Origin of the sequence: Actinoplanes sp. CA-051413, from assembly GCF_050955795.1 — a bacterium.
Taxonomy (GTDB): Bacteria; Actinomycetota; Actinomycetes; order Mycobacteriales; family Micromonosporaceae; genus Actinoplanes.
Genome location: NZ_CP192100.1, coordinates 8,498,855 through 8,521,405, shown reverse-complemented (window position 1 = coordinate 8,521,405; position 22,551 = coordinate 8,498,855). Strand labels below are relative to the sequence as shown.

Sequence of the window (22,551 nt, the reverse complement as noted above, 5' to 3'; positions counted from 1 at the left end):
ACTGTGTCCCACAAGCCGAAACATACCTCCCAGAATTTAGGATGTCCAGATGGTGGGAGTCACTCCCGAACAGGGGAAACCCAGGACCCTGGCCGAAAAGGTCTGGGACGACCATGTGGTGCGGTCCGCCGACGGTGAGCCTGATCTGCTCTACATCGACCTGCACCTGCTGCACGAGGTGACCAGCCCGCAGGCCTTCGACGGCCTGCGCCTGGCCGGGCGCAAGGTCCGCCGCACCGATCTCACGCTGGCGACCGAGGACCACAACACCCCGACGGGCTATGCCGATCCGGCCTTCAACACCCGCCGCGGCGACCTGATGACCATCCTCGACACCGTCTCGCGCACCCAGATCGAGACGCTGCGCAAGAACTGCGCCGAGTTCGGCGTGCAGATCCGCTCGCTCGGCGACCAGGACCAGGGCATCGTGCACGTGATCGGCCCACAGCTGGGGCTCACCCAGCCGGGCACCACGATCGTCTGCGGTGACTCGCACACCGCGACCCACGGCGCGTTCGGCGCGCTGGCCTTCGGCATCGGCACCAGCGAGGTCGAGCACGTGCTGGCCACCCAGACGCTGCCGCAGGCCAAGCCCAAGACGATGGCGGTCGTGGTCAGCGGCGAGCTGCGTCCCGGCGTCTCGGCCAAGGACCTGATCCTCGCGCTGATCACGCAGACCGGCACCGGCGGCGGCAACGGCCACATCGTGGAGTACCGCGGCGAGGCCATCCGCAAGCTCTCCATGGAGGGCCGGATGACCATCTGCAACATGAGTATCGAGTGGGGCGCCAAGGCCGGCATGATCGCGCCGGACGAGACCACGTTCGCGTACCTGAAGGGGCGCGAGCACGCGCCGCAGGGCGCCGACTGGGACGCCGCGGTCGAGTACTGGAGGACCCTGCCCAGCGACGAGGGCGCCGAGTACGACACCGAGATCCACATCGACGCCTCCACGATCAGCCCGTTCGTCACCTGGGGCACCAACCCGGGCCAGGGCGCCGCGCTCGACGGCGTCGTGCCGGATCCCGAGGAGTTCGTCGAGGAGTCCGACCGCAACGCCGCCCGCCGCGCCCTGGAATACATGGACCTGGCCGCCGGCACCCCGCTCAAGGACGTCGCGGTGGACGTGGTCTTCGTGGGTTCCTGTACCAACGGGCGCCTGGAGGACCTGCGGGCCGCCGCCGACGTGCTGCGCGGGCACCGGGTGGCCGACGGCGTACGGATGATGATCGTGCCCGGTTCCTTCCAGGTGCGCGCCGCCGCCGAGGCCGAGGGGCTGGACAAGGTCTTCACCGACGCGGGCGCCGAGTGGCGCTTCGCCGGGTGCTCGATGTGCCTGGGCATGAACCCGGACACCCTGAGCCCCGGTGAGCGCGCCGCCTCCACGTCCAACCGCAACTTCGAGGGCCGGCAGGGCCGCGGTGGGCGTACCCATCTGGTCTCGCCGCAGGTCGCCGCCGCCACCGCCGTGGTCGGCAAGCTGGCCGCCCCGGCCGACCTCTGAGGGGGAGCAGCAACCATGGACAAGTTCACCACCCACGCCGGCACCGTGATGCCGCTGCGCCGCTCCGATGTGGACACCGACCAGATCATCCCGGCCGTCTACCTCAAGCGGGTCACCCGGACCGGCTTCGAGGACGGGCTGTTCAGCGCCTGGCGCGACGACCCGGCCTTCGTGCTCAACAACCCCGCGCACGCGGGCGCGACGATCCTGGTCGCCGGACCCAACTTCGGCACCGGCTCCTCCCGCCAGCACGCCGTCTGGGCGCTGCGCGACTTCGGCTTCAAGGTCGTCATCGCGGCCCGCTTCGGCGACATCTTCCGCGGCAACGCCCTCAAGGAGGGTCTGCTGCCGGTCCAGCTCGACCAGAAAGCCGTCGAGGCGCTCTGGGACATGGCCGACAGTGAACCGGACAAGCGGATCACCGTGGACCTCGCCGAGCGCCAGGTGCGCGTGGACGACGCCGTCTGGACCTTCCCGATCGACGATTTCAGCCGGTGGCGGCTCATGGAGGGCCTCGACGACATCGGACTGACGCTGCGCCACGAGCAGATGATTACCTCGTACGAGAAGGATCGCCCCGGCTTCAAGCCGGTGGTCGTCTGAGGCCGATTTCCTTGCTCTTGCAGGCTTTTTTGCCCCCGCCGGGTTCCCGGCGGGGGCAAAATCGTTGCGACACAACGGTTTTTTTTTATGCAGATGTTTGTGTCTGCTGGTCAGAGGGCATACGGTGCGCGCAGAATGGCTCGCATTGGGCCAGTTCTCACGTTCGGGAGGAAACCAGTGAACAAGGCAGAGCTCGTCGAGGCGCTCGCCGCCCGACTGGGGGACCGGAAGACGGCGACAGCGGCGCTGGATGCGGTCATCAGCGAGGTGCAGAACGCCGTTACCAAGGGCGATCGCGTTGCCATTACCGGTTTCGGAGTCTTCGAGAAGCGGGCGCGCAATGCCCGTACCGCGCGCAATCCGCGCACCGGTGAACCGGTGAAGGTGAAGAAGACGTCCGTCCCCGCTTTCAAGCCCGGAACGGGATTCCGGGAGATGGTCGCGAGCGGCAAGGTGGCCAAGGCGACCACCGCGAAGAAGACCACGGCGGCAGTGAAGTCCACCGCCACCAAGGCCGCTCCGGCCAAGTCGACCGCCACGAAGACGGCGGCGGCAACCAAGACGGCGGCCGCCAAGAAGACGACCGCCTCCAAGGCCACCCCGGCCAAGACCGCCACCAAGGCGGCCACGGCCACGAAGGCCACCGCCACCAAGGCGACGGCAGCGAAGTCGACCGCCAGCAAGGCGACGGCCACCAAGGCAACGGCGACCAAGTCGGCCGCCGCCAAGAGCACCCCGGCCAAGACCACGCCGGCCAAGTCGGCGGCGACCAAGTCGGCGACCACGGCGAAGGCCACGCCAGCCCGCAAGACGGCCGCCACCAAGTCGGCGACCGCCACCAAGTCGGCTCCGGCCAAGTCGGCCACCAAGTCGACCGCCACCAAGGCGGCGACGGCCACGAAGTCGGCCGCCACCACCGCCAAGGCGGCACCGGCCAAGAAGGCGGCGACCAAGACGGCGCCGACCAAGGCCGCGGCCACCAAGTCGACGGCGGCCAAGAAGACGACCGCCGCCAAGAAGACGACGGCAGCCGTCCAGGCCACCCCGGCCAGCAAGGCCACGACCGCGCGCACCAGCTCGGCTCGTAAGACCCGCTGATCCAACGGGCCGTTCCGGCCCGCTCAGCGGCACGCTGAGGTACGAAGGGCGTCCACCCGTACGGTGGACGCCCTTCGCGTGTTCCGGCGCCACAGCGGCCTCGCGGCCTACGGTCCGCTCCATGGAGCGCAGACTTGTCAGCCCCCGTGGACTCGTGAGCAGGTCACTGATCGCCGCGACCGTCTTCGCCGGCGCTGTCGTTCCCGGCTGGACCCTCGGCGACCTGGCTGAGCACTGGACCGGCTGGGGGCTGCTGGACTGGCTCATCACCTGTGGCTGGTGCGGCCTGGCCGTCTTCGTGCTCGGCCCGTACGGCTCCTACCGCCGCCGCGACGTGCTGCTCGGGATCCTGCCGCTCTACGGCTGGTACGTCGCCAGCGTCCTGTCCTGGCGGGTCGCGTTGCTGCCGCTGCGCGACTGGGAGCCCCGCGCCGACGAACTGTGGCGGGCCCGCTGGCTCACCGGCGACCAGGTCGGCTACTGGCGCACGGACCCGCTGCCGGACGACACCGGACGCCGCCCGCGCGCCACCGGCCGGCCTGAATCAGACCGGCCCGAACCCGGCCGGCCTAGATCCGGCTCAGTGCCAGGAGCCGCTCGCCGGACCAGGTGAGGATCCAGCCGGTGCCCTTCGGCGTCTTGTAGGGCTCGCGGTCCTCGGCACCGTCCAGCAACGCCAGGATCGACGGGATCACCTTGCCCTGGCTGCACACCGCCACCCGGGGGCCGTCGCGCAGCTCGGTCAGCCGGGCCGCGGCCACCTTGGCCCGGGCCGGCACGTCCTGTACGTCGGCGGGCTCGGCGAACGACGCGTCCACCACGATCGGCAGGCCCAGCCGTTCGGCCAGCGGCTCGAGGGTCTGCTTGCAGCGCAACGGGGTGGCCGCGAAGAGCCGGCGCGGGGCGACCAGCGACACCACCAGACCCAGCGTCCGCGCCTCACCCCGGCCCTGCTCGTCGATCGGCCGCAACGCGTCGTTGCCGTCGAACTCGCTGCGCTTTCCGGCGTGCGCGTGCCGGACCAGCGCCGTCACGGCGGTGACCGGTGGCAGCGCGGCGACGTGCTCGACCAGCCGGCGGTCGTCCGGATAGGTCAGCTTGGCCAGCGCGTCGGCCGGCGACAGCCACACCACGGTGTCCACCTCGGTGGGGTCCATCGGGTCGTCGGCCGGGCCCTCCGCGGCGCGCATCAGCCAGAACTCGACCGTCTTGGGCCCGCCGTCGGGCAGCGTGTAGCTCACCTCGGGCAACCGCAGCTGCGGCTCCCCGTGCACGCCGGTCTCCTCCTGCACCTCGCGCACCGCCGCCGCCAGCGGGTGCTCGTCGCCGTCGAGCTTGCCCTTGGGCAGGCTCCAGTCGGCGCGGTACGGCCGGTGCACGACACAGATCTCGATGCCGTCCCCGGCCGGTCGCCAGAGGACGCCGCCGGCGGCCCGGACCGGTTCGGTCGTCAATTCAGCCCGCCTTGCCGATGACCCGGCGCAACAACGCCTCCTGCAGGTGGATGTGGTGCTCCGACGGCGAGAACGTGCGGCGGTGCCAGGTGCCGTCACCGGCCAGGTCCCAGCCCTCGCTCTCGTCGCTCATGGACAACTCCAGCACATTGCGCAGATCCTCCTGCGCGGAGGGCAGGGTCACCCGGACCAGCGCCTCGACCCGGCGGTCCAGGTTGCGGTGCATGAGGTCGGCCGAGCCGATCCAGTACTCCGCGTCGTCGCCCACGCCGAACCGGAAGACCCGGGAGTGCTCCAGGAACCGGCCGACGATCGAGCGGACCCGGATGTTGTCCGACAGCCCCGCCACACCCGGGCGCAGCGCGCACATGCCCCGGATGACCAGGTCGATGCGGACGCCGGCCTGCGAGGCACGGTAGAGCGCGTCGCAGGTCTCCTCGTCGACCAGTGAGTTCACCTTGAACTGGACCAGGGCGTCGCCGCCCGCGCGGGCAATCTCGGCCTGCTGCTCGATCCGCTCGATGAGGCCGGCCCGGACCCCGTGCGGGGCCACCAGCAGCCGCCGGAACGCGGTCTGCCGGCTGTAGCCGGTGAGCACGTTGAACAGGTCCGTGACGTCCGCGCCGATCTCCGGGTCGGCGGTGAGCATGCCGAAGTCCTCGTAGAGCCGGGCCGTCTTCGGGTGGTAGTTGCCGGTGCCGATGTGGCAGTAGCGGCGGATCTGGTTGCCCTCCTGGCGTACCACCAGGGAGGTCTTGCAGTGCGTCTTGAGACCGACCAGGCCGTAGACCACGTGGCAACCGGCCCGCTCCAGGGTGCGCGCCCAGGCGATGTTGGCCACCTCGTCGAAGCGGGCCTTCACCTCGACCAGCACCACCACCTGCTTGCCGGCGGCCGCGGCGTCGACCAGGGCGTCCACTATCGGCGAGTCACCGCTGGTGCGGTACAGCGTCTGCTTGATGGCCAGCACGTTGGGATCGGCGGCGGCCTGCTCGATGAAGCGCTGCACGCTGGTCGAGAACGAGTGGTACGGGTGGTGCACCAGGATGTCGCACTCGCGCAGCCGGTTGAAGACGCTGCGCGGCACCTCGCCGTCGGCCAGCTGCGGATGGGTCGACGGGACGAACGGCCGGTCCTTGAGGTCGTCGCGGTCGCACTCGCCGAAGACCTGCCACAGCCCGGACAGGTCGAGCAGGCCGGGCACCCGCAGCACGTCCTGGCTGTCCATCTCCATCTCGCGGGTGAGCAGGTCGAGCACGTGGTCGCTGATGGAGGCGGCCACCTCGAGGCGCACCGGCGGGCCGAAGCGGCGCTGGGCCAGCTCGCGCTCGAGGGCCTGCAACAGGTCCTCGTCGCGGTCCTCGTCGACCTCCAGCTCGGCGTTGCGGGTGACCCGGAACAGGTGCCACTCCAGGATCCGCATGCCGGAGAAGAGCTGGTCCAGGTGCGCGGCGATGAGCTCCTCGACGGGCAGGAAGCGCGCCCCGCGGCTGTCGTTCTGCACCGTGACGAAGCGCGGCACGTTGTTGGGCACCTTGATCCGGGCGAACAGCTCGTTGCCGCTGCCGGCCGGGTCGCGCAGGGCGACGGCGAGATTGAGCGAACGGCTGGAGATGTACGGGAACGGGTGCGCCGGGTCGACCGCGAGCGGGGTCAGCACCGGGAAGACCTGCTCACGGAAGTAGGTCCGCAGCCGCTCGCGTTCCGGCGCGTCCAGCTCGCTCCAGCTGACCAGCTCGATGCCCTCGGCCGACAGCTTGGGGCGGACCTCCTCGCCGAAGCAGGCGGCGTGCCGGGTGACCAGGTCGGCGGCCCGCTCGGTGATCATTTCGAGCTGGTGGCGCAGGGATGAACGGTCGCCGCCGCGCATCGGCAACCCGGCCTTGAGCCGGCGCTTGAGCCCGGCCACCCGGACCATGTAGAACTCGTCCAGATTGCCGGCGAAGATGGCCAGGAACTTCGCGCGTTCGAGCAACGGGGTGCCGGGATCCTCGGCCAGGGCCAGCACCCGGGCGTTGAAGTCGAGCCAGGACAGCTCCCGGTTGAGGAAGCGGTCCTCCGGCAGCTCGGGGAGGCCGGGATCGGTCTCGGTGGGGTCCGGCGCGGTGTCGGCGGTGGTCACAGCGGGCTCCGTCGGCTCGATGTCGGTCTGCTCGGCGTCGGTCTGTCCGGCGTCGGTCTGCTCGGCGCGGGGGAGGAACCGCCCGTCGGAGCCGCGGCGGCGAGCCGCGAGGGGCACGGTCGTGTCGGGTGTCCGGGGCGGGGTGGTCATGGCTCCATCATTGCCCGTCCAGGGTGAACGGGAAATGAACGAAGCTCACCTGATTCCGGGAAGTTCGACCTTGGTGACGGTGCCGTCCGGCCCGGCGGAGATCGTCAGGCGCTGCCCGAGGCGCAGCAGCCGCAACCCCGAGGCCTCGAACGCCGCGGCCGGGAAGGACAGCTCACTGCCGTCGTCCAGCAGCAGCGTGCCGCTCCGGCTCTGAGCGTCGAACGTCGCAACGGTCCCCTGCATGCCCCAGACGCTACCGGTGTGAGCGCCCGGCCACACCAGAGGTGCCGCACTCGGCGATGAGTCCGAGATCACGCAGCAGCGCGCAGGTGTGCTCGCCTGCGCCGAGGGCCAGGACCGTCCGCAGGTCGTCGGCGGTGTCCACGTCCTGCCGCAGTCCGGGCCACGCCCCGAGCAGCGGCTGAGCCAGCGTGGCGGCGTGCGCCGCGGCCGAACCCAACCCGAAGTGCGGATCGAGCGCAGTGCCGGCCGCCGCGGCCAGCAGGACCGTGCCGGTGCCGGCGGCGTCGGCCACGAAGCTGCGCCCGGGCCCGGCGGCGGCGAGGGCCTCGCCCAGCTCGGCGGGACGCAGCGCAGGCAGGTCGCCGGTGAGCACGGCCCGGTGGTGCCCGAGGCCGGCCACCACGTCGGCGCCGAAGCGCATGGCCGCGTTCAGGCCTGCCGCGGGTGGGTCCGGCACCGCCCGGGCACCCAGGGCCGTCACCGCGGCGACCGCGGCCGGGTCGTCGGTGACGATCAGCACATCGTCCACCGCCGCGCAGGCCCGGACCGCGGCGACCGTGTCCCGGACCATCGCGAGCGCCAGCTCCTCGTGCCGGGAATCGGCGACAGCTCCGCGCAGCCGGCTCTTGGCCGCGCTGAGGCTCTTGACGGGGATGACCACCGTCCAGTCCGCTCCTGACACGCCGCCAATCCTGCCACCGTCCCACCGCTGGCCCCCGGCCTGGCTACGCCGAGCAGGAGCAGGCATGATTTCGTCCCAGGTGTGGGCGACGGCGGCGCGGGGGCCCGCCGCGGGGAGCAGGGAGGCACCGTGGCGGGGCGCAAGCTCGGATTCTGGCGACGGTTGGCGGTCCTGCTCGTCCTGCCCGCGATGAGCCTCTGGACGAAGCGCACCTGGACCGGCATGGAGAACCTGCCGCCCGGCGGGGGCTTCATCATCACGCCCAACCACATGTCGCAGTTCGACCCGCTGGTGGTCGCGCACTACATCTACGAGTCGGGGCGGTGGCCGCGGTTCCTGGCCAAGGCCAGCATCTGGCGGGTCCCGTTCGTCGGCTTCATGCTGCGCAAGACCCAGCAGATCCCGGTCGAACGCGGCAGTGTGGAGGCGGTGAAGTCCCTCGACTCGCTCATCGAGGCCCTGCACGAGGGCGGTGTCGTGGTGATCTATCCCGAGGGCACAACCACCCGCGAGCCGGACCTGTGGCCGATGCGGGGCAAGACCGGCGCGGCCCGGCTGGCGCTGGTCACCGGCGCCCCGGTGGTGCCGATGGCGACGTGGGGCGCCCAGGCGGTGCACGACGTGCGGACCGGCCGGGTCCGGGTGGGCCGGCGGGTGCCGGTGCAGGTGACCGTCGGCAAGCCGGTGGACCTGAGCCGCTGGCAGGGCGAAGCGCCCACCCGTGCGGTGCTGGAGCAGATGACCGAGTCGATCCAGCTGGCCACCCGGGACCTGCTGGCCGAGCTGCGCGACGAAGCACCACCCCCGCTCTATGAGGTGTCGCGGCGGGCCTGGCGGCCCGGCGCCGACGACGCGGGCGAGCAGGGCAACCAGAGCGAGGGGCAGGACGACATGCGGGGCGGTGGAGCATGAGGCGAGCGGCGGTGCTGGGCGCAGGCGCCTGGGGTACGGCGTTCGCGAAGATCCTCGCCGAGGCGGGGTCGGAGGTGACCATGTGGGCCCGCCGCGAGTCGGTGGCCGCGGCCATCCGGGCGGACCGGGTCAACGAGGCCTCCCTGCCCGGCGTCAAGCTGCCCGAGCGGGTCACCGCCACCAGCGACCTCGCCGCCGCCCTGTCCGGTGCCGGCCTGGTCTTCCTGGCGGTCCCGTCCCAGACGCTGCGCGGCAACCTCGCCGACTGGGCCGGGCACCTGCCGGCCGACTCGACGCTGGTCTCGCTGATGAAGGGCATCGAGCTCGGCACGACCAAGCGGATGAGCCAGGTCATCGTCGAGACGGCCCGGGTCGACATGGACCGGGTGGTGGTGGTCTCCGGGCCCAACCTGGCCCCCGAGATCGCCGCCGAGCAACCGGCCGCGACCGTGGTGGCCGGGACGGACCCCGCTCGCGCGCAGCTCGTGCAGCAGGCCATCGCGCTGCCGTACCTGCGGCCGTACACGAGTGACGACGTGATCGGGTGCGAGCTGGGCGGGGCGGTGAAGAACGTCATCGCGCTCGCGTACGGGATGGCCTCCGCCATGGGCATGGGTGACAACACCAAGGCCTCGCTGATCACCCGCGGGCTGGCCGAGACGGCCCGGCTCGGGGTGGCGCTGGGCGCCGACCCGATGACCTTCGCCGGGCTGGCCGGGCTCGGTGACCTGGTCGCCACCTGCTCGTCGCCGCTGTCGCGCAACCGCACCTTCGGCGAGCACCTGGGCCGGGGCGAGTCGCTGGAGGAGGCCCAGCGGGCCGCCCGGCAGACCGCCGAGGGGGTCAAGAGCTGCCTGGCCATCCGGGACCTGGCCCGCGCCCACCACGTCGAGATGCCGATCACCGAGCAGGTCGAGCGGGTGTGCCACGAGGGTGTGGACCCGCGGGTGGCCGTCAAGCTGCTCATGGGACGGGAGATGAAGCCGGAATGAGCTTCGAGGGAGATGGCACCCGGGTCGTGCACGCCGGGCTGCCCGAGCCGGTGCCGGGACAGCCTTTCCTGCCGGGCCCGGTGTTCGCGGCGCCGTACCACCTGGACCCGGTCGAGGGTCCCGGCGCCAACGGGTACGGGCGCCCGGACAACCCGACCCGCCGGGCGCTCGAGGGCGCGATCGGTGAGCTCGAGGGTGGTGCCGTGCTGGCCTTCGCGAGCGGGCAGGCGGCGATCACCGCGCTGCTGCTCTCGACCCTGCGCAGTGGCGACACGGTGGCGCTGCCCTCGGACGGCTACTTCACCGTGCGGGCGTTCGCCGAGGGGACCCTGTGCGACCTCGGCGTGCAGACGGTGCAGGTGCCGACCGCGGGGCCGTACCCGTCGTTCGAGGGCGTCCGGCTGGTGCTGCTGGAGACGCCGGCCAATCCCGGCCTGGACGTCTGTGACATCCGTACGGTCGCCGCCGCCGCGCACGCCGCGGGCGCGCTCGTGGCAGTGGACAACACCACGCCGACGCCGCTCGGCCAGCGCCCCCTGGAGCTCGGCGCCGACCTGGTGGTCGCGTCCGGCACGAAGGCCCTGACCGGGCACTCCGACGTGCTGCTGGGCTACGTGGCCACCAACAACGAGGAGCTGCTGGCCAAGGTGACCGTCTGGCGGGCGCAGACCGGCGCGGTGCCGGGCGCGTTCGACGCCTGGCTGGCCCACCGGTCGCTGGCCACCCTGGACCTGCGGCTGGCCCGGCAGAGCGAGAACGCCGTGGTGCTGGCCGAGTTCCTGGCCGGCCGGGACGACGTGCGGGGAGTGCGTTTCCCGGGGCTCGCCGGCGACCCGTCGTACGAGATCGCCCAGGCGCAGATGCGCCGCATCCCGGGCATCATCTCGTTCGATCTGGGCAGCGCCGAGCGGGTGGCGCGGTTCCTGGCCGCCTCGGAGCTGGTCTTCGCGGCCACCTCGTTCGGCGGTCTGCACACGACCGCCGACCGGCGGGCGCAGTGGGGCGACGACACCGCGCCCGGCTTCGTCCGGCTCTCCTGCGGCATCGAGGACGCGCCGGATCTCGTCAGGGATCTGACGGCCGCGCTCGACGCCGCCTGAGTCCCATGTCGTGGAGCAGCTTCACCGGCGATCAGGTGGCGGCGCTGGCGCAGGGCGAGAGCTTGTTCGCCCAGCCGGGTGAGCGGGAGTGTCCGGCCTGTGGCCGGCGCAGCGTCCGGGCGTACGTGAACGCGCCCGAGAACGTCCGGCGCCCGACCCTGGTCAGCTACGTCTGGTGCACCGCCTGCCGCAAGTTCGTCGGCACCCGGGCGAAGCACCCGGAGGGCCTGGTCTTCTCCGACCCGCTGGCCACGCTGTCGCCCGCCGAGCGGCGTGAGCTGGAGCGCAGCCTGGTCGGCTTCCTCGCGCACCTCGACGAGCTGTGGGACGCCGGGACGTTGCCGCAGACCTTCACCACGGCCTGACGCCGATCCGACGTTGCGTCCCGGCCGATCTGGCTCTATGGTTCGTTGCATGAGTAATGAACCGCAGAAGTAGGGAGGCTGTCGTGTTCGACGACCGCAGCCCCATCTATCAGCAGATCGCCAACGGCATCAAGGACGACGTCCTGAGCGGGACCCTCAAGGAGGACGAACAGGTCATGTCCACCAACCAGTACGCGGCGTTCTACCAGATCAACCCGGCCACGGCGGCCAAGGGCTTCGCCCAGCTGGTCGACGAGGGCGTGCTCTACAAGAAACGCGGCATCGGCATGTTCGTCAGCCCGGACGCCCGGGCCCGGCTCCGCGGTCAGCGCCGCGAGCGGTTCTTCACCGACGTCGTCGACCCGATGCTCGCCGAGGCCAGGATGCTCGGCGTCGACGTCGACGAGATCGTGGCCTACCTCAAGGAGGGTCCGCGATGATCTCCCTGCGCGAGCTCACCGTCCGGTACGGCGCCACGGTCGCCGTCGACGGCATCACCCTCGACCTGGCCCCGGACAAGATCTACGGGCTGCTCGGGCGCAACGGTTCGGGCAAGACGAGCCTGCTCAGCGTGCTCGCGTCGTACCGGCGGGCCTCGGCCGGCACGGTCACCGTGGACGGGGTCGACCCCTTCGAGAACCCGGCCCTCATGCGCGGCACCGCGTTCATCCGCGACCAGCTGGACGTCACCACGCAGGACCGGGTCGACCGGGTCCTGGAGTTCGCCGGCCGGCTGCGCCCGACCTGGGACGCCGGTTACGCCGAGCACCTGACCGACGTCTTCGAGCTCGACCGGCGCAAGCGCGTCTCGGCACTGTCGCGGGGGCAGCGTTCGAGCCTCGGCGTCGTGCTCGGCCTGGCCGCCCGCGCCCCGCTGACCATCCTCGACGAGGTCTACCTCGGCATGGACGCCGCCGCCCGGACGGCGTTCTACCGCGAGCTGCTCGCCGACTACCTGGCCCACCCGCGCACGATCATCCTGTCCACGCACCTCATCGAGGAGGTCGCCGACCTGTTCGAGCAGGTGATCGTCATCGACCGGGGCCGGCTGCTCGTGCACGAGGACACCGACACCTTCAAGGCCCGCGGCGTCGCCGTCACCGGCCCGGCCGCGGCGGTCGACGCGTTCGTCTCCGGGCGCACGGTGCTCAGCGAGCGGAGCCTGGGCGGCGTCCGGCAGGCCACCCTCTACGGCGAGCTGGACCCCCGCGACGTCGAGCGGGCCGGCGCGGAAGGGCTGTCCCTGGCCCCGGTCGGGGTCCAGGACCTGTTCGTCCACCTGACTTCGGGCGCCGCCGACGGCACCCACCGAACGGAGGCCCTGCGATGACCACCAGCCGGCTTGTGGCCGCGACCCTGCTCGGCATCTACCGTCCCGTCGTGCTGTGGTTCTGGACCACGATGACCGTCTGCGCGGTGGTCGGGATGACGGCGATCGCCCTGTCCGGCGAGCCGACGTTCAGTCTCTGGCTGCTGATGGCCGGTTCGGCCGCGAAATACTGGCTCGGCGTCGTCGGCGCCACGCTGGTCAGCCTCAACCTGCGGCAGTTCGTCGCCAACGGCATCACCCGGCGCGAGTTCCTGGCCGGTGCGGCGATCTTCGGGCTGTCGGCCACAGTGGTCTTCGCCGTCGCCGTGGTGGCCGGGCACGGCGTCGAGCAACTGCTGCTGGGCCTCGACGGGCCGCTGCCCGCGGGCTATCCGACGATGACGCCCGGGACGGCGCTGCGCGAGTTCGGTCAGATCCTGCCGTCCGCGCTGGCCTTCCTGGTCGCCGGAGCCGCGGTCACCGCGGGCTTCTACCGGTTCGGTGCCTGGGGTGGACTGGCCCTGCTGCCGGCAGCGGTGCTCCCGCTGGCGGCGGCCGAGACCTTGTTCGGCCTCGACGCGAGCCTCGGCTTCGCTGTGCGGTTCGTGCCGTACGCGGCGGCGGTGCTCATCACCCTGGCGGTGACGGCTCTCGGCGTTCTGCTCTACCAGCGGGTGCTGCGCGACGTCACCATCCGGCCCGCCGGCTGAGCGGGCCCCGGACGAGCGGCCGGCCGGTCACGGGGGCGCGGCCGTCCGCTCAACCGCCGTGGTTCAGCGCGAACTCGTAGAGCCAGTCGCGCTGGGCCTCGGTGTCGGGCACCGGCAGACCCCGGGCCTGCGCCACCATTTCCAGCGCCCGCTCCGGGCCGACACCCAGCATCACCAGCGTCGCGCAGGCCAGCAGCGTCGAACGGCCGATGCCGGCGAAACACTGTGTCACCACGAAACGGCCGGCCCGCACGTGCGCGGCCAGTCGTACGCCGAGAGCCACCACGTCACTGTCGGCCATGTCCCGCGCGCGGGGGATGCCCCGGTCCGCGATCGGAAAGGAGAGGAAGTCGATGCCCACCGCAGCGGCGGCCGCGGCTGCCTCGGTCAGGCCCAGCCGGCGGTCCTCCTCCCAGGTCAGCGCGGAGACGAAGACATCGACGCCGGCCCTGGCCAGACCGGCCATCTCATCGGCCAGCCAGTCGCCGCCGCGCGGATGCGCCATCGTCGCCAACCGCCCCGGACCGTGCCAGGCGATCACGTGCAGTGCTGGTCTCATCGACTCCCCGTCCCCGTCTGCCGTGCCAGCGCCCGCCGTCATCAGAAAGTGGTGTACGCAGAGTAGGGTCACCCCCGGCGTGCCCGCCGCCATCCTCCCGCGCGCAGGCAGCCTAGCTATGTCCGGCAACGAGAGGCCATTTCCATGACGACCCCTCGCAAAACCCGCGTGGCGATAGTGTTCGGCGGGCGCAGCACCGAGCACGCCATCTCCTGCGTCAGCGCGGGCAGCATCCTCGGCGCCCTGGACCCCGACGAGTACGAGGTCGTCCCGGTCGGGATCACCCGCGAGGGCGCCTGGGTGCTCAGCAGCGGCGACCCCGCAGCGCTGGCCATCAGCGGCCAGACCCTGCCGGAGATCACCGCCGACTCGGGCCAGGCCGTGGTGCTGCCGGCCGACCCGACCTCGTCCGGCCTGATGGTGCTCGACCCGGCGGACGGCGTGGCCGTGCTCGCGAACGTCGACGTCGTCTTCCCGGCCCTGCACGGCGCGTACGGCGAGGACGGCACCATCCAGGGCATGCTCGAGATGGCCGGCATCCCTTACGTGGGCGCCAACGTCTTCGCCTCCGCGGCCGGCATGGACAAGGAGTTCACCAAGAAGCTCGCCGCCGCCGAGGGCATCCCGGTCGGGCCGTACGCGGTCCTGCGCGCCGGCAGCTCCCTGTCGGAGGCCGACAAGGAGCGTCTGGGCCTGCCAGTCTTCGTCAAGCCGTCACGGGCCGGCTCGTCGCACGGCATCAGCAAGGTCACCGACTGGGCGCAGCTGGACGCGGCCGTCGCCAAGGCCCGTCAGATCGACCCCAAGGTCCTTGTCGAGGCCGGGATCGTGGGCCGCGAGATCGAGTGCGGCGTGCTCGAGGGTGAGGCCGGCGGGGTGCCCGAGGCGTCGCTGCTGGCCGAGATCCTCGTCTCCACCGAGGGCGGCGACTTCTACGACTTCGACGCCAAGTATCTGGGCGACGGCACGCCGTACCAGATCCCCGCGGGTCTGGAGCCGGAGGTCGCCCGCCAGGTCCAGGAGTACGCCTGCCGCACCTTCACCGCGCTGGACTGCGCCGGCCTGGGCCGGGTCGACTTCTTCGTGACCGCCGACAACGAGATCTTCCTCAACGAGATCAACACGATGCCGGGCTTCACCCCGACGTCGATGTTCCCGCTGATGTGGGCGGCCACCGGCCTGGAATACCCCAAGGTCGTCGACCGCCTGATCCGCACCGCGCTACGCCGCGGCACCGGCCTGCACTGAGCGTCCGCTAGTTTCCTCGGCGCTCGACTTCCCTCGGCGCGGTCTCCGCGGCCGAGTGCTAAACGCAGCCGCTGGGGACCCCGGCGGTGATCGACTTGTCGGTCTTCACCACGATGTCGGAGAACTCGTTGGCCCACTGGGCCGGCTGCGCGTACGGCTTCGGGACGGTGACCTGGACGGGAACCTCGCGGTCCATGGTCGTGAAGACGGCCGAGTCGCCCTGCTGGGAGGCGTACCAGCAGACCTTGTTCATGTTGAGCAGTTCGGTGTCGAGCGGCACACAACCCGTGCCGGTGTCGTCCAGCGACGCGCACATCTTCGGCTGGGTCACCCCGCAGGCCACCGTCAGCGGCGGCTCGCCGTAGGCCGCGTTCTGCTCCGGGCCGGCGCTGACCTTGCGGGCGGCCAGGTCACGCACCTTGACGGGCAACTGCGACGTCACCGCGAGGCAGACCTCGGCCGGGCGGGCTGCCAGCTTGGGCGCAGCCATCTGCACGGGGGTCGCCGGGACGACCGCCGGCTGGGTGGCCGACGGGTTGGGCGCCGCGCTGCCGGTATCCGGGACGATCTTGGTGAAGATCAGCAGGCCGGCCAGCACCGCGACCGGCACGGCGATCACGGTCGCCCACAGGGCGGCGCTGCGCATTGTGCGGTCCGGTGCGGGGGGCTGGGATTCGGGGCGGGTGCGCACGTCGACCATGGTCAGAGATTTACCACGGAGCACGTCACGGTCCGGGTGATGCCCGGCACGTACTGGATTTTGCTCACAATCATCCGGCCGAGCTCGTCGACACTGTGCGCCTCGCCCAGTACCACGACGTCGTAGGGCCCCGTGACCGCGTCGACACGTACCACTCCATTGATTTTGTCGATCGCGGCGGCCACGTCACGGGCCTTTCCGACCTCCGTCTGGATGAGGATGTACGCCTGGACCACGATCAGACTCCTATCCGCCGCCGCCGGCGACCCGAACGTGAAACTACAGTACGAAACCGGTCGGCAGCGCACTTGCGGGGCAGACCGAACTCGAGAGGAACGGTGGGACGTTGAGCATCGCGGAGACGGGGGAGTTCGGGCTCATCACCCGGATCGTCGCGCGGCTCGAGACCGGCGCCGCGAGTCTGCTCGGTCCGGGCGACGACGCCGCGGTCGTCGCGGCACCGGACAGGCGGGTCGTGGCCAGCACGGACGTCCTGGTCGAGGGCCGGCACTTCCGGCGCGACTGGTCCAGCGCGGCCGACGTCGGGCACCGCGCGGCAGCGGCGAACCTGGCCGACATCGCGGCCATGGGCGCGAACCCGACGGCCCTGCTGGTGGCCCTCTGCGTGCCGACGGACCTGCCGGTGGAATGGGCCGAGGAACTGGCCGGCGGCCTCTCCACCGAGGCGGCCCGGGTCGGTGCGGCGGTGGTCGGCGGCGACATGTCGTCCAGCCCCACCCTGACCATCGCCGTCACCGCGCTGGGCGACCTGGAAGGCCGCGAGCCGGTCCTGAGAAGCGGAGCCCAGCCGGGGGATGTGGTCGCGCTCGCCGGCCGCACCGGGCACGCGGCGGCCGGCTACACCGTGCTCTCCCGCGGCTTCCGGACACCGAAACTGCTGGTCGAGGCCTACCGGCGCCCCGAGGTCGAGTACGCCGCCGGTCCGACCGCGGCCCGGCTGGGAGCCACCTCGATGATCGACATCTCCGACGGCTTGCTGCAGGACCTCGGTCACGTGGCGGCGGCCAGCGTGGTCGGCATCGACATCGACCGGGCGGCCTTCGAAGTGCCCGACCAGATGCGCGACGCGGCCTCGGCGCTCGGCGTGGACCCGTACGTGTGGCTGCTCGCCGGCGGCGACGACCACGCCCTGGCGGCGACCTTCCCGGCCGGGACGCAGCTGCCGCCGGGCTGGCGCGCGGTCGGCAGCGTGCACGAAGGCACCGGCGTCACGGTCGACCGCCGGCCGTGGCAGGGCGGCACGGGCTGGGACCACTTCCGCTGACGATGGTTAATGTTGGTCGGCGTGGACGAGATCAAGATCCGCGAGGCCCGATTCGACGAGCCCGCGGTGCAGCGACTGATAGCCGAGGCAATGGCCGAGCTGAGCCGGCGGTACGGCGGAACGGGCGACGACACGCCCGTGGCAGCGATGGACTTCGCGCCGCCGACGGGGGCGTTCTTCGTCGCCTACACCGACGGTTCCGGCTCCGCTGCCGCCCCGGGTGCTGGCTCGGGCGCCGAATCGGCGGCCGGCTCGCAGGCCGCCGAAGTGCTGCTCGGGTGTGCCGGCTGGCGGGCGCACGGCGAGGACGCGGAACTCAAGCGGATGTTCACGGTGCCGGCGGCCCGAGGACGCGGAGTGGCCCGCCGGGTCCTGACGGCGATCGAGGAATCAGCCCGCGACCGAGGCTGCAAGAGGGTCATCCTGGAGACCGGCGACAAGCAGCCCGAAGCGATCGCGTTGTACCTGAAGTGCGGCTACGAGCGCATCGAGGACTTCGGCTACTACGCGGGCGAGGAGGGCGTGCTGTCCTTCGCCCGGGTCCTCTGACCTGCGGCCACGCGAAAAGCCCGCCCGGTCGTGAGGACCTGGCGGGCTGTCGCACTGCTGAGGTCAGGCGCGGACGACCTTGCCGGCCTTGATGCACGAGGTGCAGACCTTGAGCTTCTTGGTGTTGCCACCACCGGCAGGGGTGCGCACCGACTGGATGTTCGGGTTCCAGCGGCGGTTGGTCCGCCGGTGCGAGTGGGACACGTTGTGGCCGAAGCCCGGTCCCTTGCCACAGACGTCGCACACGCTAGCCACGGGGTACTCCTGGGATTGAAAGCAACTGAGGGTGCCCCGGACAGCGGACATCCGGGCAACCTGGCCAGATTACCCGATGGTCGGCCGGGACAGCCAATCGCCCCTGGCCGTACCCGCGGTGAAGCCCGGCACCCGGCAATTGTCGGTGCTGGTTAGTACGCTTTTCGCGTGCTGGACTCCCTGGACGCCGCCGCGGTCCGCCGCTGGTGCGGTGGTGGGCTGGCCGCGCTCCGGGCGCATCAGCACGAGATCGACGAGCTGAACGTCTACCCGGTGCCGGACGGCGACACCGGCACCAACCTGGTGCTCACTCTCACATCGGCCCAGCAGGCCCTGGACGACGCCCCCGACCAGCAGCCCACTGCGGGTTCGACCGCGCTGGGCGGCACGATGCGCCTGATGGCCCGGGGCGCGCTGCTGGGCGCCCGGGGCAACTCCGGCGTGATCGTGTCGCAGATCCTGCGCGGCATGGCCGACACCTTCGCCACGGCGGTGGCTGTGCGAGGCGGCGAGCTCACCCGGGCGCTGCGCACGGCGAGCGAGGCGGCCTACGCGGCGGTGGCCAAGCCGGTCGAGGGCACGGTGCTGTCAGTGGTGGCAGCGGCGGCCGAGGGAGCGCGCAAGACCGCGTCGGACGATCTGGTGGCGGTGGCCCGGGCGGCGGCCCGAGCGGCGGCAGAAGCCTTGGCGCGGACGCCCCAGCAACTCCCGATCCTGGCCCGCGCCGGCGTGGTCGACGCCGGGGGTCGCGGGCTGGTCCTCCTCCTGGAAGCACTCGTCGAAGCCCTGAACAACACCGGCCCTTCGCCTTCTCCAATGCCTGCGGGATCGATTGCCGGCCTTCCGGCTCCGAAGGATCCCCCACTGCGCACCGACGGCGCCGTGGTCGGCCTCGACGAGATCGGTTCATCCGATTCGGACCCCGGCGGCCATGAAGACCTCGGATATGAGGTGCAGTACCTGCTGGACGCGGCGCCCGAGAGTGTCGAGTCGCTGCGCGGGGCGCTGGGGGAGATGGGCGACTCGCTGGTGATCGTCGGGACCGGCGACGGTGACCCGCCCACCTGGAACGTCCACGTCCACGTAGCGGTCGCCGACGTCGGCGCCGCGATCGAAGCCGGCGTCGTCGCTGGCCGGCCTTACCGCATCACCGTCACCCACCTCGAAGACCACCGGCACGAGAGCACCCACCCCCCGAACGCCCAGTCCCCGCACACCCAGCCCTCGCACACCCGGCCCGAGGGCGGCCGGCCCGCGAGCGACCAGGCGACCAGCGACCGGTCCAAGATCAGCCAGCACGGAAACGCCGGACCCGACCACAACCGGCGCAACGAAGATCGACGTGCTCAAGACCGGCACGAGAGCAACTGGCTCACGATCGGCCGGCCAGAGGACTCGTCTAAGGAGCAGCCGCTCGGGCCCGATGCGTCGGATCCCGACGCCCGGGCCACAGTTGTCGTCGCGGCCGGGGACGGGCTCACCGCCATCTTCGCCGCCGAGGGGGCCACCGTCGTCGGCCGCAATCCCTCCACCGCCGAGATGCTCGCCGCCATCGCTTCCACCGGCGCCGGCCACATCGTGCTCCTGCCCAACGACGCCAACACCCACGCCGTCGCCCGCTCCGCCGCGCAGGAAGCCGCCGCTGACGGCGTACGGGTAAGTGTCGTCCCCACCCGCTCGCCGGTGCAGGCCCTCGCCGCCCTCGCCGTCCGTGATCCGGGGCGGCCGTTCGATGACGATGTCATCGCGATGGCCGAGGCCGCCGGTGCCTGCCGGTACGGCGAGGTCTGCACCGCCAGCCGCGAAGCCCTGACCGTCGCCGGCCGCTGTCATCCCGGCGACCTGCTCGGGCTCGTCGACGGCGAGGTGCACGTCATCGGGGACGATCTCGAACAGGTCTGCCTGCGCCTGCTCGACCGGCTGCTCGGCGGCGGCGGCGAGCTCGTCACCCTGGTGCTCGGCGCGGACGCCCCGCCCGAGCTCGAGGAGCGGTTGCGGGCCCACGTCACCAGCGAGTGGCGCTTCGTCGAGCTGAACAGCTACGCGGGCGGCCAGCCCCGCTACCACCTGTTGGTAGGAGTGGAATGACCGACACCAAGATCGTCACCACCACCGACACCCCGTTGGAGAAGGTGCTGGGGGCCGCCAAGGCCAAGGCGCTCGCGACCCATCTTGACCTGCACACCGCCGGTGACCTGATCTATCACTTCCCGCGTCGTTACGACGAGCGGGGGGAGCACACCGACATGCGCAAGCTCGAGGTCGGCGAGCAGGTCACCCTGCTGGCCCAGGTCAAGAGCACGACGGTACGGCCGATGCGCCAGCGCCGCGGCAACATGCTGGAGATCACCATCGGGGACGGTTCCGGGGCCACGCTGACGTGCACGTTCTTCAATCAGGCGTGGCGGGAGCGGGAGTTGCGCACCGGCCGGTGGGGGCTGTTCGCCGGCAAGGTGACCGACTTCCGCGGCAAACGCCAGCTCAACGGGCCGGCGTACCAGCTGCTCAAGGCCGATGCGACGCAGGACGAGGCGGCCGAGGAGATCGAGGAGTTCGCCGGGGCGCTGATCCCGGTCTATCCCGCCGCGGCCGCCGTGCCGACATGGACCATCGCCCGGTACGTGCGGGAGGTGCTGGAGACCTTCCAGCCGCCAGATGATCCGTTGCCGGGCACGGTCCGCGCCAGCCGCAACCTGATCGGTATCGGCAAGGCCCTGCGGGAGATCCACCGGCCCAGCTCCGACAAGGATCTGCAACTGGCCCGGTACAGGTTGAAGTGGGACGAGGCTTTCGCCGTACAGCTGACGCTTGTGCAGCGCAAGGCGCGGGCGGCCGCCGCACCCGGCAGGTCGCGGCCGCGCACCGAGGCCGGGTTGCTCGCCGCTTTCGACGCGGCGCTGCCCTACGAGCTGACGGAGGGGCAGGCCCGGGTCGGTGAGGAGATCGCGGCGGATCTGGCCCGCGCCCATCCGATGCACCGGTTGTTGCAGGGTGAGGTCGGTTCCGGCAAGACGCTGGTCGCGGTCCGGGCGATGCTGCAGGTCGTCGACGCGGGCGGGCAGGCCGCGCTGCTCGCGCCGACGGAGGTGCTCGCCACCCAGCATCACCGCAGCATCGGCGCGCAGCTGGGCGCGCTCGGCCGGGCCGGGGAGCTCGACGGTGATCCGAACGGCACGCAGCTCACCCTGGTCACCGGTTCGCTCGGCGCGGCGGCCCGGCGGGCCGCGCTGGCCAAGGTCGCCGACGGGACCGCCGGCATCGTCGTGGGCACCCATGCCCTGCTGTACGAAGGGGTCGACTTCCACGATCTCGGCCTGGTGGTCGTGGACGAGCAGCACCGCTTCGGCGTGGAGCAACGCGACGCGCTGCGGGCCAAGGCCGCGCAGCCGCCGCACGTGCTGGTGATGACGGCGACGCCGATCCCGCGAACGGTCGCGATGACCGTGTACGGCGACCTGGAAACGTCCACTTTGTCGCAGTTGCCGCGGGGCCGTTCCCCGATCGCGTCGCACGTCGTGCCGCCGGAGCGTCCGGCCTTCCTGGACCGGGCCTGGCGGCGGGTGCGCGAGGAGGTCCAGGCCGGCCACCAGGCGTACGTGGTGTGCCCGCGGATCGGCTCGTCGGAAGCCGAGGAGGACGAGGAACCGCCCAGCGACAACGAACCCGCCCGCCGGCCGCCCCTGGCTGTGATGGAGGTCGCGCCGATCCTCGAGGAAGGTCCGCTGCACGGGCTGCGCCTCGGCATCCTGCACGGCAAGCTGCCGGCGGAGGAGAAGGACGCGGTCATGCGCCGGTTCGCGGCCGGTGACCTGGACGTGCTGATCGCCACCACGGTGATCGAGGTGGGCGTCGACGTGCCCAACTCGACGGTCATGATCATCATGGACGCCGACCGCTTCGGCGTCTCCCAGCTGCACCAGCTCCGGGGCCGGGTCGGCCGAGGCTCGGCACCGGGCATCTGCCTGCTGGTGACCGAGGCGGCAGAGGGCACCCCGGCCCGCGAACGCCTCGACGCGGTCGCGTCCACAACGGACGGATTCCGGCTGGCGGAGCTGGACCTGGAACAACGCCGCGAAGGGGACGTGCTGGGCGCGTCGCAGTCCGGCAAGCACAGCCACCTGCGGCTGCTCTCCCTGCTGCGGGACAGCAAGCTGATCACCGACGCCCGGGCGGAGGCCCAGCAACTCGTGGCCGAAGACCCCACCCTGGCCAAGCACCCGGCGCTGCTGGCCTCGGTCGCAGCCCTGGTGGACGAGGAACGCGCCGAGTATTTGGAGAAGGGATGATCCTGCACTTCTGTCCCCGCGCAGAGTGGGAAGCGGCGGTGCCGGCCGGCAGGTATGCGGCGGACACGCTGGAAAGCCAGGGCTTCATCCACTGCTCGACGCCGGAGCAGGTGGCGGTGCCGGCGACGGCGCTGGCCCGGGGGCGGCAGGACATCGTGCTGCTGGAGATCGACGAGAGCAGGCTGGGCCGGCCGGTGGTCTGGGAGCAGGGTGATCCGCCGGATCCGGGGGGAATGCTCTTTCCGCACGTGTACGAGCCGATCCCGGTTGCGGCGGTTGTCGGGGTGCATGAGTACCTGCCCGAGGCGGACGGCACCTTTCGGCGGCCCGCCGGCTTTTAGCCTGTTGGGCCTCCGGGGGCCCGTGAACCTCTAGCCCGCCCGGCCTTTCCTGCGGCCCGCCGGCCGCTGGGGTCGGGCTCGGGC

At 71.6% G+C, this 22,551-nt stretch carries 25 protein-coding genes; 17 read left to right on the top strand and 8 right to left on the bottom strand.

Translation table 11 applies throughout. The features are described 5' to 3' along the window. Positions 1-49: 49 nt before the first annotated feature. From leuC to ACQP2Y_RS40145, 4 genes are all read left to right on the top strand, one after another. Positions 50-1,504 carry a 3-isopropylmalate dehydratase large subunit gene (gene leuC, locus ACQP2Y_RS40160; RefSeq protein ID WP_433721569.1) on the top strand — a complete coding sequence of 485 codons (1,455 nt, stop codon included), beginning with the start codon at positions 50-52 and terminating at the stop codon, positions 1,502-1,504. Positions 1,505-1,519: 15 nt separating this feature from the next. Next, positions 1,520-2,107: a 3-isopropylmalate dehydratase small subunit gene (gene leuD, locus ACQP2Y_RS40155; protein ID WP_212992132.1), complete on the top strand. Its 588-nt coding sequence runs from the start codon at positions 1,520-1,522 to the stop codon at positions 2,105-2,107. A 177-nt stretch (positions 2,108-2,284) separates the two neighbouring features. Next, a complete protein-coding gene (locus ACQP2Y_RS40150; protein ID WP_433721568.1) occupies positions 2,285-3,205 on the top strand; it encodes an HU family DNA-binding protein in 921 nt (306 codons plus the stop codon). A 121-nt stretch (positions 3,206-3,326) separates the two neighbouring features. After that, on the top strand, positions 3,327-3,818 hold the full coding sequence (locus ACQP2Y_RS40145; protein WP_433721567.1) for a hypothetical protein: 492 nt from the start codon (positions 3,327-3,329) through the stop codon (positions 3,816-3,818). Here ACQP2Y_RS40145 and ACQP2Y_RS40140 read toward each other — a convergent pair. Genes ACQP2Y_RS40140 through cofC form a run of 4 tightly spaced genes read right to left on the bottom strand, consistent with a single transcriptional unit; the run spans position 3,775 to position 7,856 of the window. Beyond that, positions 3,775-4,659, bottom strand: a complete 885-nt coding sequence (locus tag ACQP2Y_RS40140; protein ID WP_433721566.1) for an NUDIX hydrolase — start codon at positions 4,657-4,659, stop codon at positions 3,775-3,777. The two genes, ACQP2Y_RS40145 and ACQP2Y_RS40140, sit on opposite strands and share 44 nt — an antisense overlap. 1 nt (position 4,660) lies before the next feature. Then, complete coding sequence (locus ACQP2Y_RS40135; RefSeq protein WP_433721565.1) at positions 4,661-6,931, bottom strand: RNA degradosome polyphosphate kinase; 2,271 nt, start codon at positions 6,929-6,931, stop codon at positions 4,661-4,663. 45 nt (positions 6,932-6,976) lie between these two features. Further along, positions 6,977-7,174 carry a cold-shock protein gene (locus ACQP2Y_RS40130; protein WP_360823390.1) on the bottom strand — a complete coding sequence of 66 codons (198 nt, stop codon included), beginning with the start codon at positions 7,172-7,174 and terminating at the stop codon, positions 6,977-6,979. 10 nt (positions 7,175-7,184) lie between these two features. Continuing rightward, positions 7,185-7,856, bottom strand: coding sequence for a 2-phospho-L-lactate guanylyltransferase (cofC, locus tag ACQP2Y_RS40125; protein WP_433721564.1), 672 nt, complete (start codon positions 7,854-7,856; stop codon positions 7,185-7,187). Between the two features lie 129 nt (positions 7,857-7,985). Between cofC and ACQP2Y_RS40120 the strand changes: the two genes are divergently transcribed. The 7 genes from ACQP2Y_RS40120 to ACQP2Y_RS40090 all read left to right on the top strand — a co-directional run bounded on the left by ACQP2Y_RS40120 (position 7,986) and on the right by ACQP2Y_RS40090 (position 13,244). Then, positions 7,986-8,768 (top strand): lysophospholipid acyltransferase family protein, encoded by a 783-nt coding sequence (locus tag ACQP2Y_RS40120; protein WP_433721563.1) that lies wholly within the window; start codon positions 7,986-7,988, stop codon positions 8,766-8,768. Then, the gene (locus ACQP2Y_RS40115) at positions 8,765-9,760 is read left to right on the top strand and encodes an NAD(P)H-dependent glycerol-3-phosphate dehydrogenase (RefSeq protein WP_360550021.1); all 996 of its coding nucleotides are present in this window, start codon (positions 8,765-8,767) and stop codon (positions 9,758-9,760) included. Before ACQP2Y_RS40120 ends, ACQP2Y_RS40115 begins: the two co-directional genes overlap by 4 nt. After that, complete coding sequence (locus ACQP2Y_RS40110; RefSeq protein ID WP_433721562.1) at positions 9,757-10,860, top strand: cystathionine gamma-lyase; 1,104 nt, start codon at positions 9,757-9,759, stop codon at positions 10,858-10,860. Before ACQP2Y_RS40115 ends, ACQP2Y_RS40110 begins: the two co-directional genes overlap by 4 nt. 5 nt (positions 10,861-10,865) lie before the next feature. After that, the gene (locus ACQP2Y_RS40105) at positions 10,866-11,225 is read left to right on the top strand and encodes a hypothetical protein (protein ID WP_433721561.1); all 360 of its coding nucleotides are present in this window, start codon (positions 10,866-10,868) and stop codon (positions 11,223-11,225) included. Positions 11,226-11,308: 83 nt separating this feature from the next. Then, entirely contained in the window at positions 11,309-11,665 is a 357-nt protein-coding gene (locus ACQP2Y_RS40100; RefSeq protein WP_360550015.1) for a GntR family transcriptional regulator, read from the top strand. Further along, positions 11,662-12,555 carry an ATP-binding cassette domain-containing protein gene (locus ACQP2Y_RS40095; RefSeq protein ID WP_433721560.1) on the top strand — a complete coding sequence of 298 codons (894 nt, stop codon included), beginning with the start codon at positions 11,662-11,664 and terminating at the stop codon, positions 12,553-12,555. The genes ACQP2Y_RS40100 and ACQP2Y_RS40095 overlap by 4 nt, the downstream gene beginning before the upstream one ends. Next, entirely contained in the window at positions 12,552-13,244 is a 693-nt protein-coding gene (locus ACQP2Y_RS40090) for a hypothetical protein (protein WP_433721559.1), read from the top strand. The genes ACQP2Y_RS40095 and ACQP2Y_RS40090 overlap by 4 nt, the downstream gene beginning before the upstream one ends. 49 nt (positions 13,245-13,293) lie before the next feature. Here the strand turns inward: ACQP2Y_RS40090 and ACQP2Y_RS40085 are convergent, their stop codons facing one another. Next, complete coding sequence (locus ACQP2Y_RS40085) at positions 13,294-13,803, bottom strand: protein-tyrosine phosphatase family protein (protein ID WP_360550009.1); 510 nt, start codon at positions 13,801-13,803, stop codon at positions 13,294-13,296. Positions 13,804-13,947: 144 nt separating this feature from the next. Between ACQP2Y_RS40085 and ACQP2Y_RS40080 the strand changes: the two genes are divergently transcribed. Then, the gene (locus ACQP2Y_RS40080) at positions 13,948-15,051 is read left to right on the top strand and encodes a D-alanine--D-alanine ligase family protein (protein ID WP_433721558.1); all 1,104 of its coding nucleotides are present in this window, start codon (positions 13,948-13,950) and stop codon (positions 15,049-15,051) included. Positions 15,052-15,109: 58 nt separating this feature from the next. On the opposite strand, the gene ACQP2Y_RS40075 is transcribed toward ACQP2Y_RS40080, so the two are convergent. Beyond that, positions 15,110-15,751, bottom strand: a complete 642-nt coding sequence (locus ACQP2Y_RS40075) for a DUF3515 family protein (protein ID WP_433721557.1) — start codon at positions 15,749-15,751, stop codon at positions 15,110-15,112. Between the two features lie 2 nt (positions 15,752-15,753). Continuing rightward, the gene (locus ACQP2Y_RS40070) at positions 15,754-15,987 is read right to left on the bottom strand and encodes an Lrp/AsnC ligand binding domain-containing protein (protein WP_125810437.1); all 234 of its coding nucleotides are present in this window, start codon (positions 15,985-15,987) and stop codon (positions 15,754-15,756) included. Between the two features lie 110 nt (positions 15,988-16,097). On the opposite strand from ACQP2Y_RS40070, the gene ACQP2Y_RS40065 reads away from it, so the two are divergent. After that, entirely contained in the window at positions 16,098-17,036 is a 939-nt protein-coding gene (locus ACQP2Y_RS40065) for a thiamine-phosphate kinase (protein ID WP_433721556.1), read from the top strand. A gap of 21 nt (positions 17,037-17,057) precedes the next feature. Next, positions 17,058-17,585 (top strand): GNAT family N-acetyltransferase, encoded by a 528-nt coding sequence (locus ACQP2Y_RS40060; RefSeq protein WP_433721555.1) that lies wholly within the window; start codon positions 17,058-17,060, stop codon positions 17,583-17,585. A 63-nt stretch (positions 17,586-17,648) separates the two neighbouring features. Here the strand turns inward: ACQP2Y_RS40060 and rpmB are convergent, their stop codons facing one another. Further along, positions 17,649-17,840, bottom strand: coding sequence for a 50S ribosomal protein L28 (gene rpmB / locus ACQP2Y_RS40055; protein WP_023561910.1), 192 nt, complete (start codon positions 17,838-17,840; stop codon positions 17,649-17,651). Between the two features lie 168 nt (positions 17,841-18,008). On the opposite strand from rpmB, the gene ACQP2Y_RS40050 reads away from it, so the two are divergent. Genes ACQP2Y_RS40050 through ACQP2Y_RS40040 form a run of 3 tightly spaced genes read left to right on the top strand, consistent with a single transcriptional unit; the run spans position 18,009 to position 22,467 of the window. Continuing rightward, positions 18,009-19,928 carry a DAK2 domain-containing protein gene (locus tag ACQP2Y_RS40050; RefSeq protein WP_433721554.1) on the top strand — a complete coding sequence of 640 codons (1,920 nt, stop codon included), beginning with the start codon at positions 18,009-18,011 and terminating at the stop codon, positions 19,926-19,928. Next, positions 19,925-22,126 (top strand): ATP-dependent DNA helicase RecG, encoded by a 2,202-nt coding sequence (recG, locus tag ACQP2Y_RS40045; protein ID WP_433721553.1) that lies wholly within the window; start codon positions 19,925-19,927, stop codon positions 22,124-22,126. Before ACQP2Y_RS40050 ends, recG begins: the two co-directional genes overlap by 4 nt. Continuing rightward, positions 22,123-22,467, top strand: coding sequence for a DUF952 domain-containing protein (locus ACQP2Y_RS40040; protein WP_360818144.1), 345 nt, complete (start codon positions 22,123-22,125; stop codon positions 22,465-22,467). The genes recG and ACQP2Y_RS40040 overlap by 4 nt, the downstream gene beginning before the upstream one ends. Positions 22,468-22,551: the final 84 nt, after the last annotated feature.